This window comes from Flavobacterium sp. 2755, assembly GCF_031455715.1.
In the GTDB taxonomy this organism is placed as follows: Bacteria; Bacteroidota; Bacteroidia; order Flavobacteriales; family Flavobacteriaceae; genus Flavobacterium.
The window spans coordinates 50,368-71,921 of the sequence record NZ_JAVDTG010000002.1 but is presented as its reverse complement, the minus strand read 5'-3'; the positions used below and the strand labels follow the sequence as shown (position 1 = coordinate 71,921).

General features: G+C 31.0%; 21 protein-coding genes and 1 tRNA gene. 10 read left to right on the top strand and 12 right to left on the bottom strand.

Annotated elements, in window-relative coordinates; all coding sequences use genetic code 11:
- Genes J2Y38_RS04070 through J2Y38_RS04045 form a run of 6 tightly spaced genes read right to left on the bottom strand, consistent with a single transcriptional unit; the run spans position 1 to position 6,592 of the window.
- Complete coding sequence (locus tag J2Y38_RS04070; protein ID WP_309839829.1) at positions 1–1,305, bottom strand: polysaccharide biosynthesis C-terminal domain-containing protein; 1,305 nt, start codon at positions 1,303–1,305, stop codon at positions 1–3.
- 7 nt (positions 1,306–1,312) lie between these two features.
- The gene (locus J2Y38_RS04065) at positions 1,313–2,299 is read right to left on the bottom strand and encodes a hypothetical protein (protein ID WP_309839827.1); all 987 of its coding nucleotides are present in this window, start codon (positions 2,297–2,299) and stop codon (positions 1,313–1,315) included.
- Between the two features lie 9 nt (positions 2,300–2,308).
- The gene (locus J2Y38_RS04060) at positions 2,309–3,988 is read right to left on the bottom strand and encodes a DUF6909 family protein (protein ID WP_309839825.1); all 1,680 of its coding nucleotides are present in this window, start codon (positions 3,986–3,988) and stop codon (positions 2,309–2,311) included.
- A 46-nt stretch (positions 3,989–4,034) separates the two neighbouring features.
- Positions 4,035–4,559: a hypothetical protein gene (locus tag J2Y38_RS04055; protein WP_309839823.1), complete on the bottom strand. Its 525-nt coding sequence runs from the start codon at positions 4,557–4,559 to the stop codon at positions 4,035–4,037.
- A 36-nt stretch (positions 4,560–4,595) separates the two neighbouring features.
- A complete protein-coding gene (locus J2Y38_RS04050) occupies positions 4,596–6,080 on the bottom strand; it encodes a GH3 auxin-responsive promoter family protein (protein ID WP_309839822.1) in 1,485 nt (494 codons plus the stop codon).
- Positions 6,081–6,091: 11 nt separating this feature from the next.
- Positions 6,092–6,592 (bottom strand): peptidase, encoded by a 501-nt coding sequence (locus J2Y38_RS04045; protein ID WP_309839820.1) that lies wholly within the window; start codon positions 6,590–6,592, stop codon positions 6,092–6,094.
- A gap of 211 nt (positions 6,593–6,803) precedes the next feature.
- On the opposite strand from J2Y38_RS04045, the gene J2Y38_RS04040 reads away from it, so the two are divergent.
- Positions 6,804–6,983 (top strand): twin-arginine translocase TatA/TatE family subunit, encoded by a 180-nt coding sequence (locus J2Y38_RS04040; RefSeq protein ID WP_042564899.1) that lies wholly within the window; start codon positions 6,804–6,806, stop codon positions 6,981–6,983.
- 98 nt (positions 6,984–7,081) lie between these two features.
- On the opposite strand, the gene J2Y38_RS04035 is transcribed toward J2Y38_RS04040, so the two are convergent.
- Positions 7,082–9,205, bottom strand: a complete 2,124-nt coding sequence (locus J2Y38_RS04035; protein WP_309839814.1) for a Tex family protein — start codon at positions 9,203–9,205, stop codon at positions 7,082–7,084.
- A gap of 115 nt (positions 9,206–9,320) precedes the next feature.
- On the opposite strand from J2Y38_RS04035, the gene J2Y38_RS04030 reads away from it, so the two are divergent.
- Entirely contained in the window at positions 9,321–9,590 is a 270-nt protein-coding gene (locus J2Y38_RS04030) for a DUF1294 domain-containing protein (protein WP_309839813.1), read from the top strand.
- 159 nt (positions 9,591–9,749) lie between these two features.
- Here the strand turns inward: J2Y38_RS04030 and rpiB are convergent, their stop codons facing one another.
- Both rpiB and J2Y38_RS04020 read right to left on the bottom strand, forming a co-directional pair.
- Positions 9,750–10,178 (bottom strand): ribose 5-phosphate isomerase B, encoded by a 429-nt coding sequence (rpiB, locus tag J2Y38_RS04025; protein ID WP_309839811.1) that lies wholly within the window; start codon positions 10,176–10,178, stop codon positions 9,750–9,752.
- Positions 10,179–11,071: 893 nt separating this feature from the next.
- Positions 11,072–11,305: a putative signal transducing protein gene (locus tag J2Y38_RS04020; RefSeq protein ID WP_053473022.1), complete on the bottom strand. Its 234-nt coding sequence runs from the start codon at positions 11,303–11,305 to the stop codon at positions 11,072–11,074.
- Positions 11,306–11,415: 110 nt separating this feature from the next.
- Here J2Y38_RS04020 and rnr point away from each other — a divergent pair, with 110 nt between their 5' ends.
- From rnr to J2Y38_RS04005, 3 genes are read left to right on the top strand one after another with little or no spacing between them, the layout of a single operon-like run.
- On the top strand, positions 11,416–13,596 hold the full coding sequence (rnr, locus tag J2Y38_RS04015; RefSeq protein WP_309839809.1) for a ribonuclease R: 2,181 nt from the start codon (positions 11,416–11,418) through the stop codon (positions 13,594–13,596).
- A gap of 25 nt (positions 13,597–13,621) precedes the next feature.
- Positions 13,622–14,290, top strand: coding sequence for a head GIN domain-containing protein (locus tag J2Y38_RS04010; protein WP_309839807.1), 669 nt, complete (start codon positions 13,622–13,624; stop codon positions 14,288–14,290).
- A 14-nt stretch (positions 14,291–14,304) separates the two neighbouring features.
- The gene (locus J2Y38_RS04005; RefSeq protein ID WP_053473025.1) at positions 14,305–14,985 is read left to right on the top strand and encodes a LysE family translocator; all 681 of its coding nucleotides are present in this window, start codon (positions 14,305–14,307) and stop codon (positions 14,983–14,985) included.
- 374 nt (positions 14,986–15,359) lie between these two features.
- On the opposite strand, the gene J2Y38_RS04000 is transcribed toward J2Y38_RS04005, so the two are convergent.
- Together J2Y38_RS04000 and folB are read right to left on the bottom strand one after the other, a co-directional pair.
- Positions 15,360–15,430 (bottom strand) — tRNA-Cys (locus tag J2Y38_RS04000).
- 94 nt (positions 15,431–15,524) lie between these two features.
- Entirely contained in the window at positions 15,525–15,884 is a 360-nt protein-coding gene (gene folB, locus J2Y38_RS03995; protein ID WP_309839802.1) for a dihydroneopterin aldolase, read from the bottom strand.
- 107 nt (positions 15,885–15,991) lie between these two features.
- Here folB and J2Y38_RS03990 point away from each other — a divergent pair, with 107 nt between their 5' ends.
- The 5 genes from J2Y38_RS03990 to J2Y38_RS03970 all read left to right on the top strand — a co-directional run bounded on the left by J2Y38_RS03990 (position 15,992) and on the right by J2Y38_RS03970 (position 20,512).
- Positions 15,992–18,109 (top strand): glutamine--tRNA ligase/YqeY domain fusion protein, encoded by a 2,118-nt coding sequence (locus J2Y38_RS03990; protein WP_309839800.1) that lies wholly within the window; start codon positions 15,992–15,994, stop codon positions 18,107–18,109.
- Positions 18,110–18,938: 829 nt separating this feature from the next.
- Positions 18,939–19,418, top strand: coding sequence for a hypothetical protein (locus J2Y38_RS03985; protein ID WP_309839797.1), 480 nt, complete (start codon positions 18,939–18,941; stop codon positions 19,416–19,418).
- 81 nt (positions 19,419–19,499) lie between these two features.
- Positions 19,500–19,826: a YtxH domain-containing protein gene (locus J2Y38_RS03980; RefSeq protein WP_053474335.1), complete on the top strand. Its 327-nt coding sequence runs from the start codon at positions 19,500–19,502 to the stop codon at positions 19,824–19,826.
- A gap of 75 nt (positions 19,827–19,901) precedes the next feature.
- Positions 19,902–20,252 carry a competence protein gene (locus J2Y38_RS03975; protein WP_309839794.1) on the top strand — a complete coding sequence of 117 codons (351 nt, stop codon included), beginning with the start codon at positions 19,902–19,904 and terminating at the stop codon, positions 20,250–20,252.
- Positions 20,253–20,257: 5 nt separating this feature from the next.
- Positions 20,258–20,512 carry a DUF6327 family protein gene (locus J2Y38_RS03970; RefSeq protein ID WP_053474337.1) on the top strand — a complete coding sequence of 85 codons (255 nt, stop codon included), beginning with the start codon at positions 20,258–20,260 and terminating at the stop codon, positions 20,510–20,512.
- Positions 20,513–20,532: 20 nt separating this feature from the next.
- On the opposite strand, the gene J2Y38_RS03965 is transcribed toward J2Y38_RS03970, so the two are convergent.
- Positions 20,533–21,516 (bottom strand): SPFH domain-containing protein, encoded by a 984-nt coding sequence (locus J2Y38_RS03965; RefSeq protein WP_053474338.1) that lies wholly within the window; start codon positions 21,514–21,516, stop codon positions 20,533–20,535.
- Between the last annotated feature and the right edge of the window lie 38 nt (positions 21,517–21,554).

The window sequence follows — 21,554 nt, the reverse complement described above, 5'->3', positions numbered from 1 at the left end:
CTAATTCAAAAAAACTTTTAATTTGTCTTTTTTGTAAATAACAATTGTCGAGACAAAATTCCAGAAAAAAGAACTTGAAACATAAGCAATTGCTGCGCCGGTCATTCCGAAAACAGGAATCAAAAATCTGTTTAAAAGAAAATTAATTATAACTGCCACAATTAATATAATCTGAAAAATATGCTGTCTTCCGGTCATGTTTAAATAAACTGGAGCTGAACCAAATAAAGAACAAATTCCCTGACCAATAATTAAAATTAAAAAAGCCTGCTGTGCCGCAATATATTGATGTCCAAAAAAAGACAAAACTTGTTCTGAAAATACACTTATTAAGAAAATTACGGGAAAGGTAATACAGAAAATTAAGCGCGCACTGTTTCTCAAAACCTTTTTTAATTCTACAATATTGTGGCTTAAAAATAACTCTGCAATTTTTGCCGAAACGGTAATATTTACAGTCAAAATAATAACTGAAACAATGGTCATTACTTTTACCCCAACAGAATAAAAAGCAACTGCTTCGTCGTTTCGATATTTTTTTAAAAACATAATATCAAAACACATTAATAAAAACAAAGCCATTCCGCTTATTGCAATGGGATAAGATTTTGTAAAAATTTCTTTTTTCGAAAAAATTTCTTCGCATTCTATTTTTGGTGTTCTATTTAAATAAATTATAACAAAAATTGAACTTAAAATTGCCAAAAGAACAAACCCAATTAAAAATACATCAACTAAATAGGCTTCTTTATTCCAATAAAACAAAACAATAGATCCAATTATAATTGGAATATATTTTAAGATATTTCTAAATAATTCTGCAATATATAATTTATCTAAAGCTCTAAAAACCTCGGTGTTTAAAAGTGATAATCCATAGAAAAATAATGTTGCAGCGCCTTTTAAAAGTATTGTGTAAACTTCATCATCAGAAAAATAATTATTTATTCTTCTTTTATCAATACACAGAATAAAAATCAAAGCCAATAGTGAAGCCGTAAAAAGCATCACTACCATTTTAACATAGACTTTTTTAAGCTGGTCAATTGCATTTTGACTTGCTAAAAATCCTTTGAAATATAAAATTGACTGGTCAAAACCAAGCATACAAATACATCCGGCTGCTAATAAAAAGGATCGTATAAAATCGTATTGACCAACTAGTTTTGGAGTATAGTTTTTGGTTAAAAAAATGGTAAAACCAAACAATAAAAGAACTCCAAATATCCGCAAAAACAAAGTGCTTAAACTTTGTTTTAGAAATGGATTTCTTGAAATTCTTTCAAAGATTTTATTCGTTTTCAAATGAATGTTATTTAACCTGAGATTTCAAAAGCTGTTTGCGATAAAACTTTTGGAATAAATGAACTAAAACAAATACAAAAATCAAGAAAAGCGGAAATAAAATTTTTAAATTTCCATTTGTAATTTTAGTATTATTGATATTTAAAGTCGCATTAATTTCTTTAATCGTCTTGTCATAATTCACTAGTTTTAATCTGTTTTTTCCCTGATCTGTAATTAAATACTGTTTTGTTTTAATCATATCGTTTAACTGGGTATTTTCATTATAATAAACCAGTTTGTCATTTTTAGATCCGTTTTTTACAGTATTCGAAAAACCGTTTAAAACCTGATCAATTTGCGATATAATAGTATCATTTTGAACTATTTGCTGTTCAAGGTTTTTATATCCTATTTTTTGCAGCGCATCAAAATATTTTGAATTATTTAAATATTTCAACAATGGCTCAACAATATCTTTTTCGTTAGTTACTGCGTTTGATACAAACGAAATAGTATGAAAAGTATAATTTTTGCTCGTTACATTATCTTCTAAAACTTTACTAACTTCGCCAACCTCAGCCATTAATTTTATAAGCTCAAAATTCTGCTCTTTGTCTTCGATAAATTTATAGACATCGGCGATTGGTTTTATTTCAATTTTTTTGATTGTTTTTGGATGCTGGATTCCAACAACATCTTTTAAAAAAACCGTATCTCCCGAAATAATTTTCGATTCTATCAAATCTATTTTAGTATACAGATAATCAACACTCCCAAAATTTGGTGTTACAATAACCTGATTTTGAAACGATTTTTTACTTGCATCTAAATACCAACCCAATCCAAATCCGAGAATTACTAAAATGGCAACGATAATCCAGTTTCTAATAAAAAACTGGATTGATCGAAAAATTAAGGCATTTATTCTATCAAAAAAACTGCCGATACTTTTAGAAAGGTGAAAAATATCAATCTCTTGATCTGTATTATTTTGTGGTACTTGTGTACTCATTTTTGGTTTTTATTTGATGTTGAAAATCTGCTCTAAAATCTTAATTGTGATCAAATAAGTTGGTTTTACACCTGTTGTTCCCAATCCGCCCGAAGCTAATGTACTTCCGGTTTCTAATGGGTTATCTGATGCATAATAAGCATATCGAACTTTTATATCATGCGGCACGCTTTTTCTAATTTTTGATGCCGACTGAATTGCTTTTTGATAATAAGATCCTTCCATTTCAAGACCAATCACGCCCCAGGTCGATTCGTGGAAAAACTTCAGCAAATCTCTGTTTTGCAATGACGTTCCTAAAACGGTAACCATTGCACCTTCGTAAACGTCAATGTCGTTTCCATCGAACATGGCTCCTGTTAATTCATTTTCGAAGAAATAATTATCCGCCGTTCCTTCATTTATATGTGCCGAAGGAATCATGATATCGCCTTTTCCGCCTTCCAGAATTCCGGCTTTACCCATAATAGAAACTGATCTTACGTTTAGTAATGTTTCTTTTTTAAATGGTTTTAAAAGTTCGTCGATTGTTTCATAAGCCTGTTCTCCAAAAGCATAATCCATTACAATAATTACCGGTTTTTCTTCACCAACATTTGCATGCGAAAATGCCGTTTTTGACCAGTCAATTTTGGCAGTATCAAAAATTTGAACGTCGATATTTGTTCCTGAAGTATCTGGCAAAGAAATCATTCCGTTTTTTAACGCCAGTTCTTCAACCTGAGTTCTTATTTCTTTTGAACCAGATCCGCTCAATTCTTCATAAATAAAGAAATCTGTTTTGCCTTTGTATTTTGATGTTAATAAAGGAGTTGCAAAAATCGAATTCATCACACTGTGCATATTGGCACTTATAACGTGAATTGGACGTTTTAAAAGATCGTTTGCTTTTAAAACTTCCTTGATGTTTGTTGCCCAGATTTCTCCGTGAATATGATGTCCAAGACGTTCACGTAAAACCGGACTAAAAGTTATCGTTCGTTTATTGTTTTCTACAATTTCCTCGATCGCTAATTTTCCTAACCAATAGATAACATGCAGAAAACGATCTGGTGCATTTTCTGAACCAAAGGCATCATAAATGTCTAAAACTTCTTCAAAAGTTCTGGCTAAAATATTGGCAACATGCGAAATTGCTTTTTCTTTTTCAATCTGTGAAAGCTTTTTTGTCTGCGTAACGGCTTGTTCTAATTTTAGCCAATCACGCGAAACTTCTCCGCCGTCGTCAATTAAAACTCTGTTTTTAATTTTATGAGATTCAATGAAAATAAAAGTCAAATGCGTCAGGATATCATAAATATCTGAACGTCCGCGCGTGATTTCAACATTCATTTGTTCTTCGTCAATTCTGTAGCAATTTCTTCTTCTTTTTGGAGGAACAATTGGCTGAAAATGTGATTTAGAATATCCTTCGTCTGAAGTTAAGTTGATGAATCTACATTGTTCAATTCCTATAGGAAGACGCTCTATAACGTACAAAAGTCCGTTTAGTTCTACTTTTTCTTCGGCAATATTTCCGTAAATTTCCGGACGTAACGCTAATAATGATTCGCGTAAGCTGTCGCCAGAAACTCCCATTGGTTTGTAAAAACCACGGTTAAATAAATGGCGCATTGTAATGTACATTTTTTCTATTGCTGCAGATGATTCCTGAGCTCTTGATCTTGATATATGTTTGGTTTCTTTCATTCTATTTTATTTTAAAACTTTTTTTGTAGAAGATATCTTTTTACATTCAACTTCTATCTTTTGGGTCTACTTCTGTAACAAGTACTGTTTTATATCCTTTACCATCATAATAAGATATTGATTTTACAAAATATATTTTCCCATCAGTATTTTTGAAATATGTTTCTCCTTTAACAAATTTTGATTCATATCCAAAATCCGGTATATTAGAGTCAAAAATATCAAATACAAAATTTGAATAGGTTATCTTCGACCAATCAATATTAAATTTTTTCCCGCCATTTTGTATTTTGTGTAAATGAATCAAAGACAAACTTTTGAATTTTTCAGAAGTCATCCCTTGCATTTCGCTTCTGGAATCACCAAGTTTTGCTTTTTTATTATTAGCTAATGCTTTTAATTCATCATATGTAATTACTTCAAGATTGTAATCAGCAACCGTTTTTTTATCAATATTCTTAAGTAATTCAAAAACATTTTTTCCTATATCCTCTGGTTTACTTATTGATTTTTTATCACAAGAAATTATTGATAGAGTTAATATAAAAAATGCAATTTTAAAAAATTTCATACAAATATGTGTTTCTGTGTCATTAAATAAATGTTTCTATTTCAAATTATCCGCAATCTTTCTGTCATTAGACAATCTCGGAATTTTATTTTGTCCGCCTAATTTGCCTTGCGATTTCATGTATTCCTGAAATCCGTTTTTTGATACTTTGCTTATGACTACTTTTCGCAAAACGTTTCCGGTAATTAAATCGTCGTAATAAATGTTTTGCTTTCGCATTGAATCGTCTATCGCTTCTGCAAAAGTTTCAATGTTTTCCGGTTCTTTTTCAAATTCTATTAGCCATTCGTGATATGGCAATCCGTTTGCTGGCGTGATTTGCGGCGCAACGGTAAATTCGTTTATAACAATATTAGTTCCGGCTGTTGCTTCTTTCATTGCGTTCTCTACTTCATTTGCAATAACATGTTCTCCAAAAGCTGAAATATAATGTTTAATACGTCCTGAAACTATGACACGATACGGAGCCAAAGATGTAAACTGAATCGTATCGCCAATATTATAACCCCAAAGTCCGGCATTCGTAGAAACTATTAAAGCATAATTTACGCCCAGTTCTACTTCGCCAATTGTATATCTTTTTGGGTTTTCGGTAAAGAATTCATCGGCTTTAATGAATTCGTAGAAAATTCCGGAATTCAATAATAAAAGCATTCCTTTTTCTTTTTGAGAATCCTGATACGCAAAAAATCCTTCTGAAGCCGGAAATAACTCAATGCTGTCTACTTTTTTTCCTATCATTTGCTCAAACTTCGCGCGGTAAGGTTCGTAATTAACACCTCCGTAAATAAACAAATTAAAGTTCTTAAAGATTTCGCTTATTTTTTTTCCGCCACTTCTTTCCTGTAAACGCTCAAAGTACATTTGTACCCAGGACGGAATTCCGGAAATCACAGACATATTTTCATTAATCGTTTCGCCTACAATCGTATTTACTTTCGTTTCCCAATCATCAATACAATTGGTTTCCCAAGATGGCATTCGGTTTTTTTGCAAATATTTCGGAACAAAATGCGCTACAATACCAGAAAGTCTTCCAAATTTAATTCCGTGTTTTTCAGTTAAAATGGGACTTCCTTGTAAAAAAATCATTTTGCCATCAACAAAATCTGCATTTCCGGTTTCGTTTATATAATGAAGAATTGCATTACGTGCGGCATTGACATGCGTAGGCATTGATTCTTTTGTAAGCGGAATATATTTTGCACCAGAAGTTGTTCCTGATGTTTTGGCAAAATAAATGGGTTTTCCTTTCCACAAAATATTTTCTTCACCAACCTTAACCTTTTCGATATAATTTTTTAAATCTTCATAATCGCGGATTGGCACGTTATTTTGAAAATCTTTAAATGTCTTTATCGTTTCAAAATGGTGATCTTTTCCAAATTCGGTTTCTTTCGCATTTTGAATCAGGCTTTTAAAAACTTCTAATTGTGTTTCAACGGGTTTATTGGCCCAGGAAAGTGTTTGGTTATATATTTTGCGCGCAAATATTTTTGCTGCTATCGATTTAATTGACATTTTTTGTGGTATTATTTTTTGTCACTTTTGTTTTTCTTGCCCTTTTGCTGGCTTGTCTCCTGCTCTGTTTTCGCCACTTCTTCCCTTAACTTAATTTCTTCTTCAGAAGCTTTCATATTTAAATCGGAAGGTTCATCAGCTTCACCTATAATAGAGTCTTTATTAAATTTTGCGTATTCAAGCTGACCATTCAATACTTTTTGAACTCCTTTTATATAAGCTTCATTTTTTTTGAGAGCCGTTTCTAATGAATCCGATTTTATGGCCAATTCCGTAGCATTTCTTTTTAATTGAGAAGAAGAATAACCCGGAATAAATTCTCGTAAAGGAGTAAATGCGATAATGAAAGTAGTAACCAGAATAAGAAATATTCCGCCTAAAGTAAACATTACAAACACATTCATTAGCGTAAGTCTAAAGGAAAAAATTTCTTCAAAAGTATCTTCATTCAAAATTACCAATCGGTTTTTGATGAATAATTTTTTCCTAAAGTTCCTTTTTTTCTTAGCCATTTTGGTTATTTATATGAGCAAATATAGTAATTAATCGCATTGTTAATGCTTGCAAAAAATGAGCATTGGCAGTAATATAATGATTTTATAAAATATTTAACGCACATAAAAACAATTTTTTTAATCCAAAAACCATTCTTGTTCGTATATTCTATATACCTTTGCGGTGAAAATAAAAAATCAATTTGCTTCGGCATTAAATATAATAGTCATGGGAAGATTAGGTCTTACAGAAATCCTTGTTATCGTAGGTATTGTGATATTACTTTTTGGAGGTAAAAAAATTCCAGAATTAATGAAAGGTTTAGGAAGTGGAATTAAGGAATTCAAAAACGCTGCTAAAGACGATCAACCTGCTCCTGCGAAAAAACAAGAGGAAGAAACAAAATAATAACTTGAAAGTTATTAAAAATCCCAGATTACTAATTGTAGTCTGGGATTTTTTGTTTTATCTCCAATTAGAATTTGGAATTTCTTTTTTGGAATTTTTTAAAGTACCATCGTCAATTGAATTCTCTTCCTATCTTCATCAACTTCCGTAACCTTAACATCAACATGCTGATGTAATTTTACCACTTCGTTTACGTCGCTTACAAATCCGGCTTTTAATTGTGAAATATGAACCAATCCGCTTTCTTTGATTCCGATATCAACAAAACAGCCAAAGTTGGTAATGTTATTAACAATTCCCGGAAGAATCATTCCGGTTCTCAAATCTTTGATCGATTTTACATTCGCATCAAACTCAAAAACCTTCGCCGACTTTCTTGGATCTAATCCAGGCTTTTCAAGCTCTTTTATGATGTCTTTCAGCGTAAGTAAACCAATTTCAGCTGTAACATATTTTTCTGGCTTAATAAGCGCCGTTTTCTCTTTATTCGCAATTAAGTCATTTAACGAAAGGTTTAAATCTTTCGCCATCTTTTCTACAACCGGATAAGCCTCCGGATGCACCGCCGAATTATCCAGCGGATTTTTAGCATTTGTAATTCTAATAAATGCCGCTCCTTGCTGATAGGCTTTATCACCCAAACGCGGTACTTTTTTAAGCTGTTTTCTATCTTCAAAAGGTCCGTTTTCAGAACGGTATTGTACAATGTTTTCGGCCAGCTTCTCTCCTATTCCACTCACATAACTTAGTAAATGTTTACTCGCTGTGTTAATATTAATTCCAACTGAGTTTACGCAGCGAATTACCGTACTGTCTAATTCTTCTTTTAATTTAGTTTGGTCAACATCGTGTTGATATTGTCCAACTCCAATTGCTTTTGGATCGATTTTTACCAATTCGGCCAATGGATCTGAAAGTCGTCTTCCAATAGAAACCGAACCACGAACCGTTACATCATAATTTGGAAATTCTTCTCTCGCAATTTTTGATGCTGAATAAACCGAAGCTCCTGCCTCAGAAACAATAAAAACCTGAACCGGTTTGTCAAACGCGATTTTTTTAATGAAAAATTCCGTTTCTCTTGAAGCTGTTCCGTTTCCAATTGAAATTGCATCTATTTGATAAGCGTTTACCATCGAACGAATTTTTTTTATCGCCATCGATTCCTCGTTTTGAGGCGCGTGCGGATAAATCGTTTCGTTGTATAATAAATCGCCTTTTTCGTCCAGACATACTACTTTACAACCGCTTCTAAATCCTGGATCGATTGCCAAAATTCGTTTTTCTCCCAAAGGCGGAGCCAATAATAATTGTCCTAAATTGTTAGCAAATACCTGAATTGAATTGGCATCAGCTTTTGCTTTTGCTTCCTGCAATGTTTCGTTTCCAATTGCCGGATTCAGCAAACGTTTGTAACTGTCCTCAATTGCTAATTGCAAATGAGCTGTCGTATTATTTTGTTTTTTAATGATGATTTCGTCAATAACATCGTAAGCATCATCGATATCAACATCAATTTTCATTTTAATAAAACCTTCATTTTCAGCACGAAGCATTGCTAATAATCGGTGCGCTGGCGCTTTTGTTAAAGATTCTTCCCAATCAAAATATTGACTGAATTTTTGCGCACCTTCTTCTTCCGCTTTCTTTTTTACTACTTTAGTTCCAATAGTTGCTTTTCTCTGGAACAATCTTCGCAGCTGTTTACGAACGTAAATATTTTCGTTAATCCATTCCGCTACAATATCTCTTGCGCCCTGAATGGCCGCTTCTTCGTTAATAACATTTTCATTGATGTATTGTGTAGAAAGGAAATCAATATCAACATCACTTTCAGATATAATCAATTTTGCCAAAGGTTCTAAACCAAATTCGCGAGCAACATCGGCTTTTGTTTTTTTCTTCTTTTTGTACGGAAGATAAAAATCTTCTATTTCCTGTAAATCAAAACTTTCTTCAATTTTTTTCTTCAAATCTGGCGTAAGCGCTTTTTGTTCTTCAATGGATTTTAGAACTGCTTCTTTACGTTTTACAAGTGTATCATAGTCTTTTTGCAATTTTGCAATCAGCTCAATTACAGTTTCATCAAGATTTCCGGTCGAGTCTTTTCGGTAACGCGAAATAAACGGAATCGTACAATCTTCCTCTAGTAATTTTACAGTGTTTTGAATACTAACTGCAGGTGCCTGAACAGACTTGGCAATGAATTGAATATTAGTCATACTTTAATGAAATAAATTCTTAATTATAAATTGATATAATTTACTTGTTAAAATTAATTCGGAAATTAATCAATGATTCGGCTAAAATAATATCTTTGTTTTGAATATTATGCCAATGGAAATTTTTTTACTCTATTTTTTATTTATAAATATCATCGTTTTTATTCTTGCCGGTTATGATAAATATCTGGCCCGAAAAAATAAACGAAGAATCCCCGAAAATACTTTGTTTTTTCTTGAAGCGATTGGAGGAACACCAGGTTTATTAACAGCGATGTTTTTCTACAAACATAAAACGAGTAAAACTTCATTTATTGTCAAATTCTCGTTGATTTTTTTAATTCAGGCTGTTTTGGTTTACTTCTACTTCACTAACAAAAGATAGATATTAACATTGTTAATAACCTAAATTTTTGATGATTACCTTTAACTTAATCAACTGTATTCTAAATAATTAAATAAAAAAACCGGATGGATTTTAAAAATCCGCCCGGTGTGTTTCTATTTATTTGGTGCGAAGCACCCGATTTTTTTTCGACTCTTATTAACAAGCAATTTTATTAACTCTGTTTTGGTGTCTTCCGCCTTCAAATGCAGTCGTTAAAAAAGTATCAACGATTTCAACCGCTTGCGGGATAGAAGTAAAACGCGCCGGAATACTCACAATATTTGCATCATTATGTAAACGGGTCAAATAAGCAATTTCTTTAGTCCAGCATAATCCGGCTCTTACTTTTGGGTGTTTATTAACCGTCATTGCAATTCCGTTTCCGCTTCCGCAGATAACAATTCCAAAATCAGCTTTTCCTTCAGATATATCATTCGCAACCGGATGTCCAAAATCAGGATAATCAACAGAAGCATCAGTATCTGTTCCATAATTCGTTACTTCATATCCTTTTGCTTCAAGCATTGCCACAATTGCTTTTTTATATTCTGGTCCTGCGTGGTCGTTTCCTATCGAAATTTTCATTTTTCTATACTATTAAGTTGTGTTATGCAAATTTACTTAATTAATAAATGTTCGCCACGAATTTCAGTAATTTTCACTAATTTTTTGCTTACTAACATTTTACTGTGTTTTAAAAAATCAAAATTGAATTTGTTTACAAAAATTTAATACTTTAAAACTAAACTTTGTGTTCTTTTGCAGCAACAATTTAGTCAAAGATTATCCAAATTTCAATTTATCAACTTTGAATAAAAACTTTGTATGCTTGCGGTAAATCCACTAAATACTGGCTTTTTTATAACTCACATCATATCAAAACCTTAACACTTATCAACATTTTTGATAACTCTATAAGTACCTCATAATCAATTAAGAATAAACATAAAATTTGTTAAAATTTTAGAATGTTAATACCAAATCGTAATTCGTTGATATTCAATTAACTTTAAGTTAACATTATTTGTTAATAAGTTGAGATAGAAAATTAGAAGTTTTTTTTGGTTGTGTCAAAAAAAAACCTAATCCAAAACTGGAATTAAAAATCCTAATAAAGTTTCAGGAATTTTTGGAAAAGTTATCAATATCAAAAATGCCATTTTCAACAAATATCAACATATGAACTTATCTACAAAATGAATCTATTTTTGGTTGTCAACCGTTGTTAATTAAAATACAAAAAGTCTTATAAATTAATCTTTTAGCTAAATATAACTATGTTGATAACTCCCAATAACTAAGGGAAACTTCATTTCAATACTTTTAAAAATAAATTTATTCGACATATTAACAAGCTATAATAACCATCAAAAATTAATTAAATTTAAAATTTCTTTTTTGTTGTATTTAATATATGTTGAAAACTAAAAAAGTTGAAAAGGAAAAAAAAATTTTTTGAGTTTGAAAAAAGAAGGAATTTAAACGATTTTAAGTGGATTGTTTAGATTGTCCAGAATTTGCTGCACTTCTTCGAAATCGTTTGGATGAACTTTGAGTTTGATTCCGCCGAGCGCATTTGAGTAAAGCGGCATAACAGAAAGTGTCACTTCGTTTTCGAAAAAATATGGAATTTCTTCCTGTTCCAGTAAGTGTTTGAGAACCACTGTTTCGTGCAGATAATTGAATACGGCGATCGTCTTAAAGCTTTCCATATGAGGTCTTTTTGTAAATGTACGAAAAGTTATATTTTTAATAATTCTATTTGTTAAAAAGAATTATCTGATTTCTTATTTGTAATTTTAAACCTTATAAGAAAAGATATATGAGTAAGAAAATTAGAAAGCCGATAAAAAAAGAGAAAGATTTCTCTGGGAAGATCCTTAAGATTTTATCGCAAAATGCCAATAAGCCATTTAATTATAAACAGATAGGAGCGAAGTTAGAACTTGACGATACAAATAGCAGAAACCAGATTATAAAAGATTTAAAAATTCTGGCAGCTCAAAAGAAGATTATAGAAACAGAACCTGGAAAATATTTAGTAAAAGCTATTAGTCAGGATTATTACGAAGGAACAATAGATATGACGAGTAGAAAAACGGCATATTTTATTTGTGACGAATTTGAAGAAGATGTTTTTATTCCGACTAATAATTTGAATCGTGCTTTAGATAAAGACAAAGTAAAAGTTTACGTTTATAACCGTAGAAAAGGTAAAAGACCTGAAGGTGAAGTAATTGAAGTTATTGAAAGAGATAAAACAGAGTTTGTTGGAGTAATTGATATTCAGGCAAATTTTGCTTTTGTTTCAACGGCAAATCCTAAAATGTATACCGATATTTTTATTCCAAAAGATAAAATAGGTGAAGCAGAAAATGGAGATGTAGTTTTAGTAAAAATTGATGACTGGCCAAAGAGAGCTGATAGTCCGTTTGGATCTGTAATTAGAGTTTTAGGTAAACCCGGAGAACACAATACAGAGATTCATGCCATTTTAGCTGAATACGGATTGCCATCTGATTTTCCGGTAGAAGTAGAGGTGTATGCACAAAAACTGGATACTTCAATTCAGGAATCTGAAATTGCAAAACGTCGTGATATGCGTGATACACTTACGTTTACGATAGATCCAAAAGATGCAAAAGATTTTGATGATGCCTTGTCTTTCAAAAAGTTAGAGAACGGAAATTTCGAAATAGGAATTCATATTGCTGATGTTTCTTATTATTTAGAAGAAGGAACAATCTTGGATGATGAAGCTTATCAACGTGCAACTTCGGTTTATTTAGTAGATAGAGTAGTGCCAATGCTTCCTGAAGTATTGTCTAATTTTGCCTGTTCGCTTCGTCCGAATGAAGAGAAATATACATTCTCTGCAGTATTTGAAGTTTCTCCAACTTCGCAGGTTATTAACCAATGGTTTGGAAGAACAGTAATTTATTCAGATCAGCGTTTTGCTTATGAAGAAGCACAATATATCATTGAAACAAAAGATAATACAATTCCGGTTGATATTTCTATTACCGGTGAATCTTATGTGGTTTCAGATGAAATTGTAGAGGCAACTTTAAAACTAGATGAATTAGCTAAGATTTTAAGAAAGAAAAGAATGCAGAATGGTGCTATTTCTTTTGATAAAGTTGAAGTAAAATTTAATTTGAATGAAGAAGGAGAACCAGAAGGAGTTTACTTTAAAATCTCAAAAGATGCCAATCATCTAATTGAAGAATTTATGCTTTTGGCCAATAGAAAAGTGGCTGAATATATCGGAAAACAAAAGAAAACCTTTGTTTACAGGATTCACGACGAACCAAACGAAGATAAATTAATTGCGATGCAAACCGTAATTGCTAAATTTGGTTATAAAATTGATTTTAGAAATAAAGGTGATATTGCAAAATCATTGAACTCTTTGATGGAAGAAGTAAATGGTAAAAAAGAGCAAAACTTAATTGATACTCTTGCGATTAGAAGTATGAGTAAAGCCAAATATTCGACTGATAATATTGGTCATTATGGTTTAGCTTTTGATTATTACAGCCATTTTACATCGCCAATTCGTCGTTATCCAGACGTTATGGTACACCGTTTGTTACAATATTATCTGGATGGAGGAGCTTCTGTAGATGAAGAAACATATGAAACAAAAAGTTTACATTGTTCTAATATGGAAAGTTTAGCGACTAATGCTGAACGAGATAGTATTAAATACATGCAGGTTAAATACATGCAGGATCATCAGGATGAAGAATTCCTTGGTGTTATTTCTGGTGTTACAGAATGGGGAATTTATGTTGAAATTGTCTCTAATAAATGCGAAGGAATGGTAAGAATCAGAGAAATAAAAGATGATTATTATACTTTCGATGAAAAGCAATATGCATTGGTTGGAGCTACTTCAAACAGCATTTTGCAATTAGGGGACGAAATTTATGTGAAAGTAAAAAATGCCGATTTAGTGAAGAAACAACTTGATTTTCATTTTTTACGAAGAGCAGAATAAGTATTAATTTTTTAAAAATAAAAGTATGAAAAAGCTAATTATTGGAGCAGCAATTTTATTTGTACAAATGTCTTTTGGTCAGGTTACTAAAGAGTTAGGTGATTTTGATACCGTAAAAGTTTACGATAAATTAAATGTAAAATTAGTTCCGTCATCTGAAAATAAAGTTGTTATAAAAGGAGCAAGAGAAGCAGAGCTGGAAGCTGTTAATAAAAATGGTGTATTAAAATTAAGAATGCCTTTTCCTAAATTGTTGTCAGGAAATGATCTTGAAGTTACTTTGTATTACAAGCATATTGAATTGATTGATGTTAATGAAGGTGCAGAAGTGATAAGTAAAGATGCTATAAAAGCAACTTCATTTAAAGTAAGTGCACAGGAAGGTGGAAAAATTAATGTAGATTTGGATGTTGATAAACTAAAAGTAAGTTCAGTTTCCGGCGGAGAAATCACTGCAACAGGAAAAGCAGACAACCTTGAGGCTAGTTTAGGAGCCGGCGGATATTTCCTGGGAAGTAAATTAGCCACGTCTCAGACTAAAGTAAGCGTTTCTGCGGGCGGAAAAGCCGATGTTAATGCATCAACCCTTGTTGACGCAAAAGTTAGCGCAGGAGGCTCTATTTACATTTATGGTAAACCAAAGCAAATAAATCAAAAAACAGTATTTGGAGGTAAAATCGAAGAAGTAAAATAACAATTAGTAATTTGATGATAAATGATATTCTGGCTGGACTGCCATGGGGACTTTTTCTAAGCTTTATGGTAGGTCCGGTATTTTTTATACTATTAGAAACCAGTATTACAAAAGGATTCAGAGCAGCACTTGTTTTTGATCTTGGTGTAGTTCTAGGTGATATTTTTTTTATAGCAATTGCCTATTTAGGAAGTTACAGATTAATTCAGAGTTTAAAAGATAAACCTGCACTCTTTATTTTTGGCGGTATAATTATGCTGGCTTACGGTATAATTTCTTTTGTAAGATTAAGAAATGAAGAAAAAATTGATGATGAAGAAATTGACCGTGATATTATAAAAAGAAATTACGGAAGTTTATTTATAAAAGGCTTTTTACTCAACGTTATCAACATTGGAGTTTTAGGTTTTTGGTTAGCTGTAATTATTTCAGTTGGACCAAAATTAGAAATGCAAAACTCAAGAATGATTACTTTTTTTACTTCAGTAATCATAACTTATTTGTTAGTTGACTGTCTTAAAATATTATTAGCCAAACAATTAAAATCAAAAATGACACCAACTAATATCTTAAAAATCAAAAAAGGAATTAGTATTGTTTTAATGGTTTTTGGAGTGGTGTTAATAACTCAAGGCTGGTTTCCAAAAGAAAAAGAAATGGTTAAGAATGCTTTTGAAAAGATTGAAAATAAGTAGTTGTTAATAACTCAAAAATATAAAATTAAACCTCTGAATTTCAGAGGTTTTTTTGTGTTTATAAGTCATTGCGAGGAACGAAGCAATCTCACTATTATGAGTTTAGAATTGTTGATATACCTCCTGAGATTGCTTCGTTCTTCGCAAAGACAAGGTATAAAAAAAACTCCAAGTTTCCTTGAAGGTTTTGAGACACCGTCCTGGTTCGAACCTAAATCTTTATCTAATTTTTTCTAAAAATTAAACATAAAAAAACCTTCAAATTGTTTTGAAGGTTTTAGAGGCATCGTCCGGATTCGAACGCTAATATTTTATCTAATTTTTTCTAAAAATTAAACATAAAAAAAACCTCCAAGTTTCCTTGAAGGTTTTAGAGGCATCGTCCGGATTCGAACCGGAGTAGGAGCTTTTGCAGAGCCCAGCCTAGCCGCTCGGCCACGACGCCATTGCTTGAACGGATGGCAAAAGTAACTAAAATCTTTAAAATTCAAAAGTTTCATATGAACTATTTTGAAAAAATACGATTTTAATAAAAATAATTACTTTCTAATTTCCGTCATTTTTATGGTAACTGATTCAACATCACCACCAATAGGAGGATTTATTTTAGAAACCCAAACTGTTGTTTTTTCTACAGTTTCTATCTCTGCAAGTACACGATTATTGATTCTTTTGGCTACATGTTCTAATAAATGAGAACGAATTGCCATTTCTTCGGTAACAATTTTGTTCAAATGAACATAGTCAACAGTATCTAAAAGATGATCTGTATCTGCTGATTTTTGAAGATTCGTTTTCACTTTTAGATCAACTGTATAATCAGACCCAATTTTTCCTTCTTCAATTAAACATCCGTGGTAAGAAAAAGTACGGATATTTTTTAGTTTAATAATTCCCATTTTTATATTGTTTCACGTTTAAAGTTTCAGGTTATGCGCCACTTAAATAACTTTAAACCTGAAACCTGAAACCTTTTTTTTATCTTTGCTAAAATTACTATAAAATAATGGCATCAGAAGAGAAATCACTCAATTTTATTGAACAAATCATAGAGGAAGATTTAAAATCAGGTCTTTCACAAACTAAACTTCATTTTCGTTTTCCACCAGAACCAAATGGTTATTTACACATTGGACATGCAAGTTCTATTGCATTAAATTTTGGTTTAGGTATTGATTATCAATCACCTGTAAACTTACGTTTTGATGATACAAACCCAGAAAAAGAAGAGCAGGAATTTGTTGATGCTATTAAAAAAGATGTAGAATGGCTGGGTTATACCTGGGCAGAAGAACGTTATGCTTCTGATTATTTTCAACAATTGTATGATTGGGCCGTTTTATTAATTAAGAAAGATAAAGCTTATGTTGACAGCCAATCTTCTGAAGATATGGCGATTCAAAAAGGAACTCCATCTACAACTGGAACAGATTCTCCATTTAGAAATCGTTCTGTTGAAGAAAACTTAGATTTATTCGAAAGAATGAAAAACGGTGAATTTGAGGCTGGTACACATATTCTTCGTGCAAAAATTGACATGAAATCAACAAACATGTTAATGCGTGATCCTATCATGTACAGAATTTTACACAAACATCACCATAGAACGGGAGACAGCTGGAAAATTTATCCAATGTACGATTGGGCACACGGACAAAGTGATTATTTAGAAGAAATCTCACACTCATTTTGTACACTTGAATTCTTGCCTCACCGTGAATTATACGATTGGTTTTTAGATCAAATTTTAGATGAAAATAAACTGCGTCCAAAGCAAAGAGAATTTGCAAGACGTAACTTATCACATACCGTTGTTAGTAAAAGAAAATTACAGCAACTAGTTAAAGAAAAGCATGTTAACGGTTGGGATGATCCTAGAATGTCGACAATTTCCGGGTTAAGAAGACGTGGTTATACAGCTGCATCTTTACGTAATTTTGCCAATACAATTGGTATTGCAAAACGTGATAATTTAATAAATGTATCGGTTTTAGAATTTTGTATTCGTGAAGATTTGAACAAAATTGCACCTCGTGTAATGGCTGTTTTAGATCCTGTAAAACTGGTAATTACAAATTATCCGGAAGGAAAAGAAGAGTGGTTGGAAGCCGAAAATAATCAGGAAGATGAGAATGCAGGATTCAGAAAAGTACCTTTTTCTCGTGAATTATACATTGAGAGAGAAGACTTTTTAGAAGAAGCTCCTGCTAAATTTTTCCGTTTGACTTTAGGAAAAGAAGTTCGTCTTAAAAATGCTTATATTATTAAAGGTGAAAGTGTTATAAAAGATGCGGAAGGAAATATTACAGAAATTCATGTAACGTATGATACTGATTCTTTAAGTGGAAGCGGCACTGAAGCAAGCCAAAGAAAAGTATCTGGAACTTTGCATTGGGTTTCAATTCAGCATGCTCTTGAAGTAGAAGTTCGTTTGTACGATCGTTTGTTTACAGATGAAGCTCCGGACAGTTATAAAGACAAAAATTTCTTAGATTTTGTGAATCCAAATTCATTAGAAATTGTAACCGGATTTGTTGAACCAAGTTTAGCAACAGTTCAAAATGAAGATAAATTTCAGTTTCAACGTTTAGGTTATTTTACTGTTGATAAAGACTCAACTGATTCAAAACTAGTATTTAACAAAACTGTTGGACTGAAAGATGCCTGGGAAGAAAAAGGTAAAAAAGAAGAGAACAGCATCAACAATTCTTTAAAAGAAATCAACAAATATTTTAAAGTTGAAACTAAACCAGAACGTATTGCAATTGAAAGTGCAATAGGGGAGAACATCAAAAATGTTTCTAGTTTCTCACTTTTACAAAATTCATTAAAGAAGAATATCAACAATAATAAGGCTTCATTGTTGTTTTCTCAATTTATTTTGAAATATTCAAGCTGGAAATCTTCAGATTTTGAAGAAGAAGATATTAAAAAATTATATTCAATGTCTTTAAAAAGTGAATCGACTTATGTTAGATCAAAAGCACTTTTAAATTTAAGAGATATAGAAAGTGAAAGTTTCAAAAATCAATTTGATGATGAAATTTTAAAATTATATTCAAATCCTCCAAAAAATGCATCGGAGAGAGAAATTGAAATTTTATCTGAAATGGTAAAAAAATAAAAATAATTAGAATCTATTGAAAGCGCTTTTTATAAGCGCTTTTTTTATTATTTATATTTTCTATTATAATTAAAATTTTTATAAATATTTTAAATTAAAAGTGACTTTCATAAATTAATTTTAAGACAATTTTTAATTTTCTCCATCTCTTGAATCCTTTTTTTTGAAATCCTTTTTTAAAACTCTTTATTTTAAGTTTCGTCTTTTTTTGTCAATTTTTGGTTTTTTCACTTCATAAAAATGGAAAATGAACCAATTTTTATTTATTAAAATAATTTATTAAATTTTTAATATTATTAATTTTGATTATTATTTATAAAATCTATTTAAATATTAAAATTAATAGCTTTTATAGATTAATTTTAACCATCATAAATTGATTTTAAGGTAATATTTAATTTAGGTCGACACATAACTCGTTTTTTGAATTATTGTTTATTTATGGTTTTAATTTAAAGTTTCACCGTTATTTTTGTCAGTTTAACGGGTTATTAACATACAATTGTTTATAAAGTTGCTATTTTTATCTCAATACCAAAAGTCAGAAATGATTTTATAAAATTGATATTTCCAATTAGATTCTAAGTTGAATTTTTTGAAAACAAAGACAATGCTTTTTGTTTTTAAGATTATTTCTAATTTGAATTCTTGAAACGACAAATTTTATGTTCTAATTTTATTATGAAGTTGTTTTGATAATATTTCGCGTAAAAGGTATTTTTCAAATTTCTTCATAATTATAAAATTTCCATAGCATTAGTTTTAGGTTATTATTGTTTTATAATTCTATCTGACAAATTTTAATTATAAAAACTTAAATCCAATTATCATGAAAATTTTATATTTTACGCTAATGATGTTATTTGCAAATATTGCAATTTCTCAAACTCATCAAATTACAAAACACAACGGTGAACAACTTGATGTTAATTTTATTAAAAACGAAAATGGTTTAATTTATTATTCATTGAACGGAAGTTCTGAAGAAATTAAAATTAGCAAATATGCTGTTTCATCAATTACAAATAAGCAGACAAAACAAACTCAAAAAATTTCTGATAAAATAATAGTAGATTCAAAAGACGATTACAAAATGGTAACTGTTCTTCCTCAGGAAAAAACAATAGGGCTGAAGCAGGCAGCAAGTTTTACCGGAGTCTCGACAAGGACAAAAGGCGAACCGCCAATTGCAAATCAAAAGCAGACTGCTATGAGAATCAAAACTAAGTCAGCTTCAAATGGTTATCCTTTTGTGAGTATTATTGAAAAGGCCGATGGAAAATATGAAGCTGTTTCTTATGTGTATTAATTATATTGTTAAATTTTAGATTTTAAAGTTTAGCATTTTAAAAAAGGAGTATCTTTATTAATCACTTTAAATATAAATATCATGTCAAATAATTCAAATACAATTGCAGCAATTTTAGCTGGTGCTGCAGTAGGAGCAGCGATCGGAATTTTGTTTGCCCCGGATAAAGGATCAAAAACGAGAGCTAAACTGAAAGAAGGAATTGATGATGCAAAACATAATCTGCAGGATTCTTTTCAGGCAAGTTCTGAAGTGCTGCGTGAAAAATTTACAGGTGCAACACAAAATCTTGATGGAACTTTAAATGATTTACTTTCAAATGTAAGCCATAAAACAGAAGAAGTAATCACTTTTTTAGAATCTAAATTGGCTGATTTAAAAGCACAAAACGCTAAACTTCAAAAATAATAATTATTAAAGAAGCACATAATTGTCTTATTTTTATAAGACAGTTTTGTGCTTTTTCATTTTAAAAAACTAATTATGGCTTTTGAAGAGTTAAAAGAAAATACCGAGAAAATTCAGGATCAAACTAAAGTTTACATTGACAGTCATTTAGCTTACTACAAACTTTGGGGTTTTAAAGTAGCTATGAAATCGACAACTTTAATTTTCAAATTTACTTTGATATTATTGTGTTTTAGTATGGTTTTGCTTTTCGGATCTTTTGCAGCAGCATATGCTTTTGGAGATTTACTGGGAAGCAATGCTTTGGGATTTTTGGCAGTAGGAGGGATCTATCTTTTGTTCACTATTTTACTTTTCTTCATAAAAGATAAGATTGTTGAAGGACCAATTTTAGAGAAATTTTCAGAAATATTTTTTAACGATTAAGAATTATGGAAAAGAAAAAATACTCCTCATATGCTGAAATAGACAGAGATTTAGAAATTCTAAAACTGGAAAAAGATATCAATTATCAGAAATTAGTTCTGAGTTTTCAGAGAACTAAAGAAAGCATAACACCGCAAAACATTGTAAACGGATTTGTTTCATCTTATACAGATTACTTTAAAAATTCGTATCCGCAAATTTTGCAATCCATTTTACCTTATGTAATTGGTTGGTTTATAAATAAAAAAAGAGGCAGTTAAGCCTCTTTTTTATTTTAAAATTATGATTGAACTTCTGGTTGAATGTCATCTTCATAGCCAGATTGTGGTTGAATTGGTTTTGGTTTCTCCACTTTTTTATTGTGCTTTTTCATCATTTCACCAACCTGGTTTGATGCTGAAAATGAAGCAACCATATTATTCAACATGTCACTTCCGGCTTGTGGAGAATTTGGTAACAAAATTAAATTAGAATTTGCATCAGCTCCAATTGCCTGCAAAGTATCATAATGTTGTGTAACCACAATTAGTGCAGAAGCTTCTTGAGAATTAATTCCAACATTGTTTAAAACTTCAACACTTTCTACAAGACCTCTTGCAATTTCACGACGTTGATCTGCAATACCTTGACCTTGTAAACGTTTACTTTCAGCTTCAGCTTTTGCTTTTGCAACGATTCTAATTCTTGAACTTTCAGCTTCAAATTCTGCAGCGGTTTTTTCTCTGTCAGCAGCGTTGATTCTATTCATTGCATTTTTTACCTGAATATCTGGATCAATATCTGTTACTAAAGTATTGATAATATCATATCCGTAAGTAGTCATTGCTTCGTTCAATTCTCTTTTTACTGCAATTGCAATATCATCTTTTCTTTCAAAAACATCATCCAATTTTAGTTTCGGAACTTCGGCACGAACTACGTCAAATACATAAGCAGTAATCTGATCGTGTGGATATTCTAGTTTATAAAAAGCATCATATACTTTATCTTGAATAACTTTAAACTGAACCGAAACTTTCATTTTAATAAAAACGTTGTCTCTTGTTTTGGTTTCAATGATAACATCTAACTGTTGAATTTTAAGATTTACACGTCCGGCCAATCTGTCAACCAATGGAATTTTTAACTGTAATCCTGAATTTCTAACACTATGAAATTTTCCAAATCTTTCGATAATTACGGAACTTTGTTGTTTTACTGTAAAGAAAGAAGACATGAAAATAAAGAATGCTAGTACTAATAAGATAATAAATGCTGTACTCATGGTGATATAGTTTATATTTTTGATCTTGGTAAATTACG

Bases quoted from the DNA above. Each gene is read 5' to 3' on its own strand.
- J2Y38_RS04030 (WP_309839813.1), top strand. From the start codon at position 9,321: ATGGAAATTTTTTTACTCTATTTTTTATTTATAAATATCATCGTTTTT.
- J2Y38_RS03980 (WP_053474335.1), top strand. From the start codon at position 19,500: ATGTCAAATAATTCAAATACAATTGCAGCAATTTTAGCTGGTGCTGCA.
- folB (WP_309839802.1), bottom strand. From the start codon at position 15,884: ATGGGAATTATTAAACTAAAAAATATCCGTACTTTTTCTTACCACGGA.
- J2Y38_RS04005 (WP_053473025.1), top strand. From the start codon at position 14,305: ATGATAAATGATATTCTGGCTGGACTGCCATGGGGACTTTTTCTAAGC.
- J2Y38_RS04060 (WP_309839825.1), bottom strand. From the start codon at position 3,988: ATGAAAGAAACCAAACATATATCAAGATCAAGAGCTCAGGAATCATCT.
- rnr (WP_309839809.1), top strand. From the start codon at position 11,416: ATGAGTAAGAAAATTAGAAAGCCGATAAAAAAAGAGAAAGATTTCTCT.
- J2Y38_RS04010 (WP_309839807.1), top strand. From the start codon at position 13,622: ATGAAAAAGCTAATTATTGGAGCAGCAATTTTATTTGTACAAATGTCT.
- J2Y38_RS03970 (WP_053474337.1), top strand. From the start codon at position 20,258: ATGGAAAAGAAAAAATACTCCTCATATGCTGAAATAGACAGAGATTTA.
- J2Y38_RS04020 (WP_053473022.1), bottom strand. From the start codon at position 11,305: ATGGAAAGCTTTAAGACGATCGCCGTATTCAATTATCTGCACGAAACA.
- J2Y38_RS03985 (WP_309839797.1), top strand. From the start codon at position 18,939: ATGAAAATTTTATATTTTACGCTAATGATGTTATTTGCAAATATTGCA.
- rpiB (WP_309839811.1), bottom strand. From the start codon at position 10,178: ATGAAAATTTCGATAGGAAACGACCACGCAGGACCAGAATATAAAAAA.
- J2Y38_RS04035 (WP_309839814.1), bottom strand. From the start codon at position 9,205: ATGACTAATATTCAATTCATTGCCAAGTCTGTTCAGGCACCTGCAGTT.
- J2Y38_RS04065 (WP_309839827.1), bottom strand. From the start codon at position 2,299: ATGAGTACACAAGTACCACAAAATAATACAGATCAAGAGATTGATATT.
- J2Y38_RS03975 (WP_309839794.1), top strand. From the start codon at position 19,902: ATGGCTTTTGAAGAGTTAAAAGAAAATACCGAGAAAATTCAGGATCAA.
- J2Y38_RS04050 (WP_309839822.1), bottom strand. From the start codon at position 6,080: ATGTCAATTAAATCGATAGCAGCAAAAATATTTGCGCGCAAAATATAT.
- J2Y38_RS03990 (WP_309839800.1), top strand. From the start codon at position 15,992: ATGGCATCAGAAGAGAAATCACTCAATTTTATTGAACAAATCATAGAG.
- J2Y38_RS04040 (WP_042564899.1), top strand. From the start codon at position 6,804: ATGGGAAGATTAGGTCTTACAGAAATCCTTGTTATCGTAGGTATTGTG.
- J2Y38_RS03965 (WP_053474338.1), bottom strand. From the start codon at position 21,516: ATGAGTACAGCATTTATTATCTTATTAGTACTAGCATTCTTTATTTTC.
- J2Y38_RS04055 (WP_309839823.1), bottom strand. From the start codon at position 4,559: ATGAAATTTTTTAAAATTGCATTTTTTATATTAACTCTATCAATAATT.
- J2Y38_RS04045 (WP_309839820.1), bottom strand. From the start codon at position 6,592: ATGGCTAAGAAAAAAAGGAACTTTAGGAAAAAATTATTCATCAAAAAC.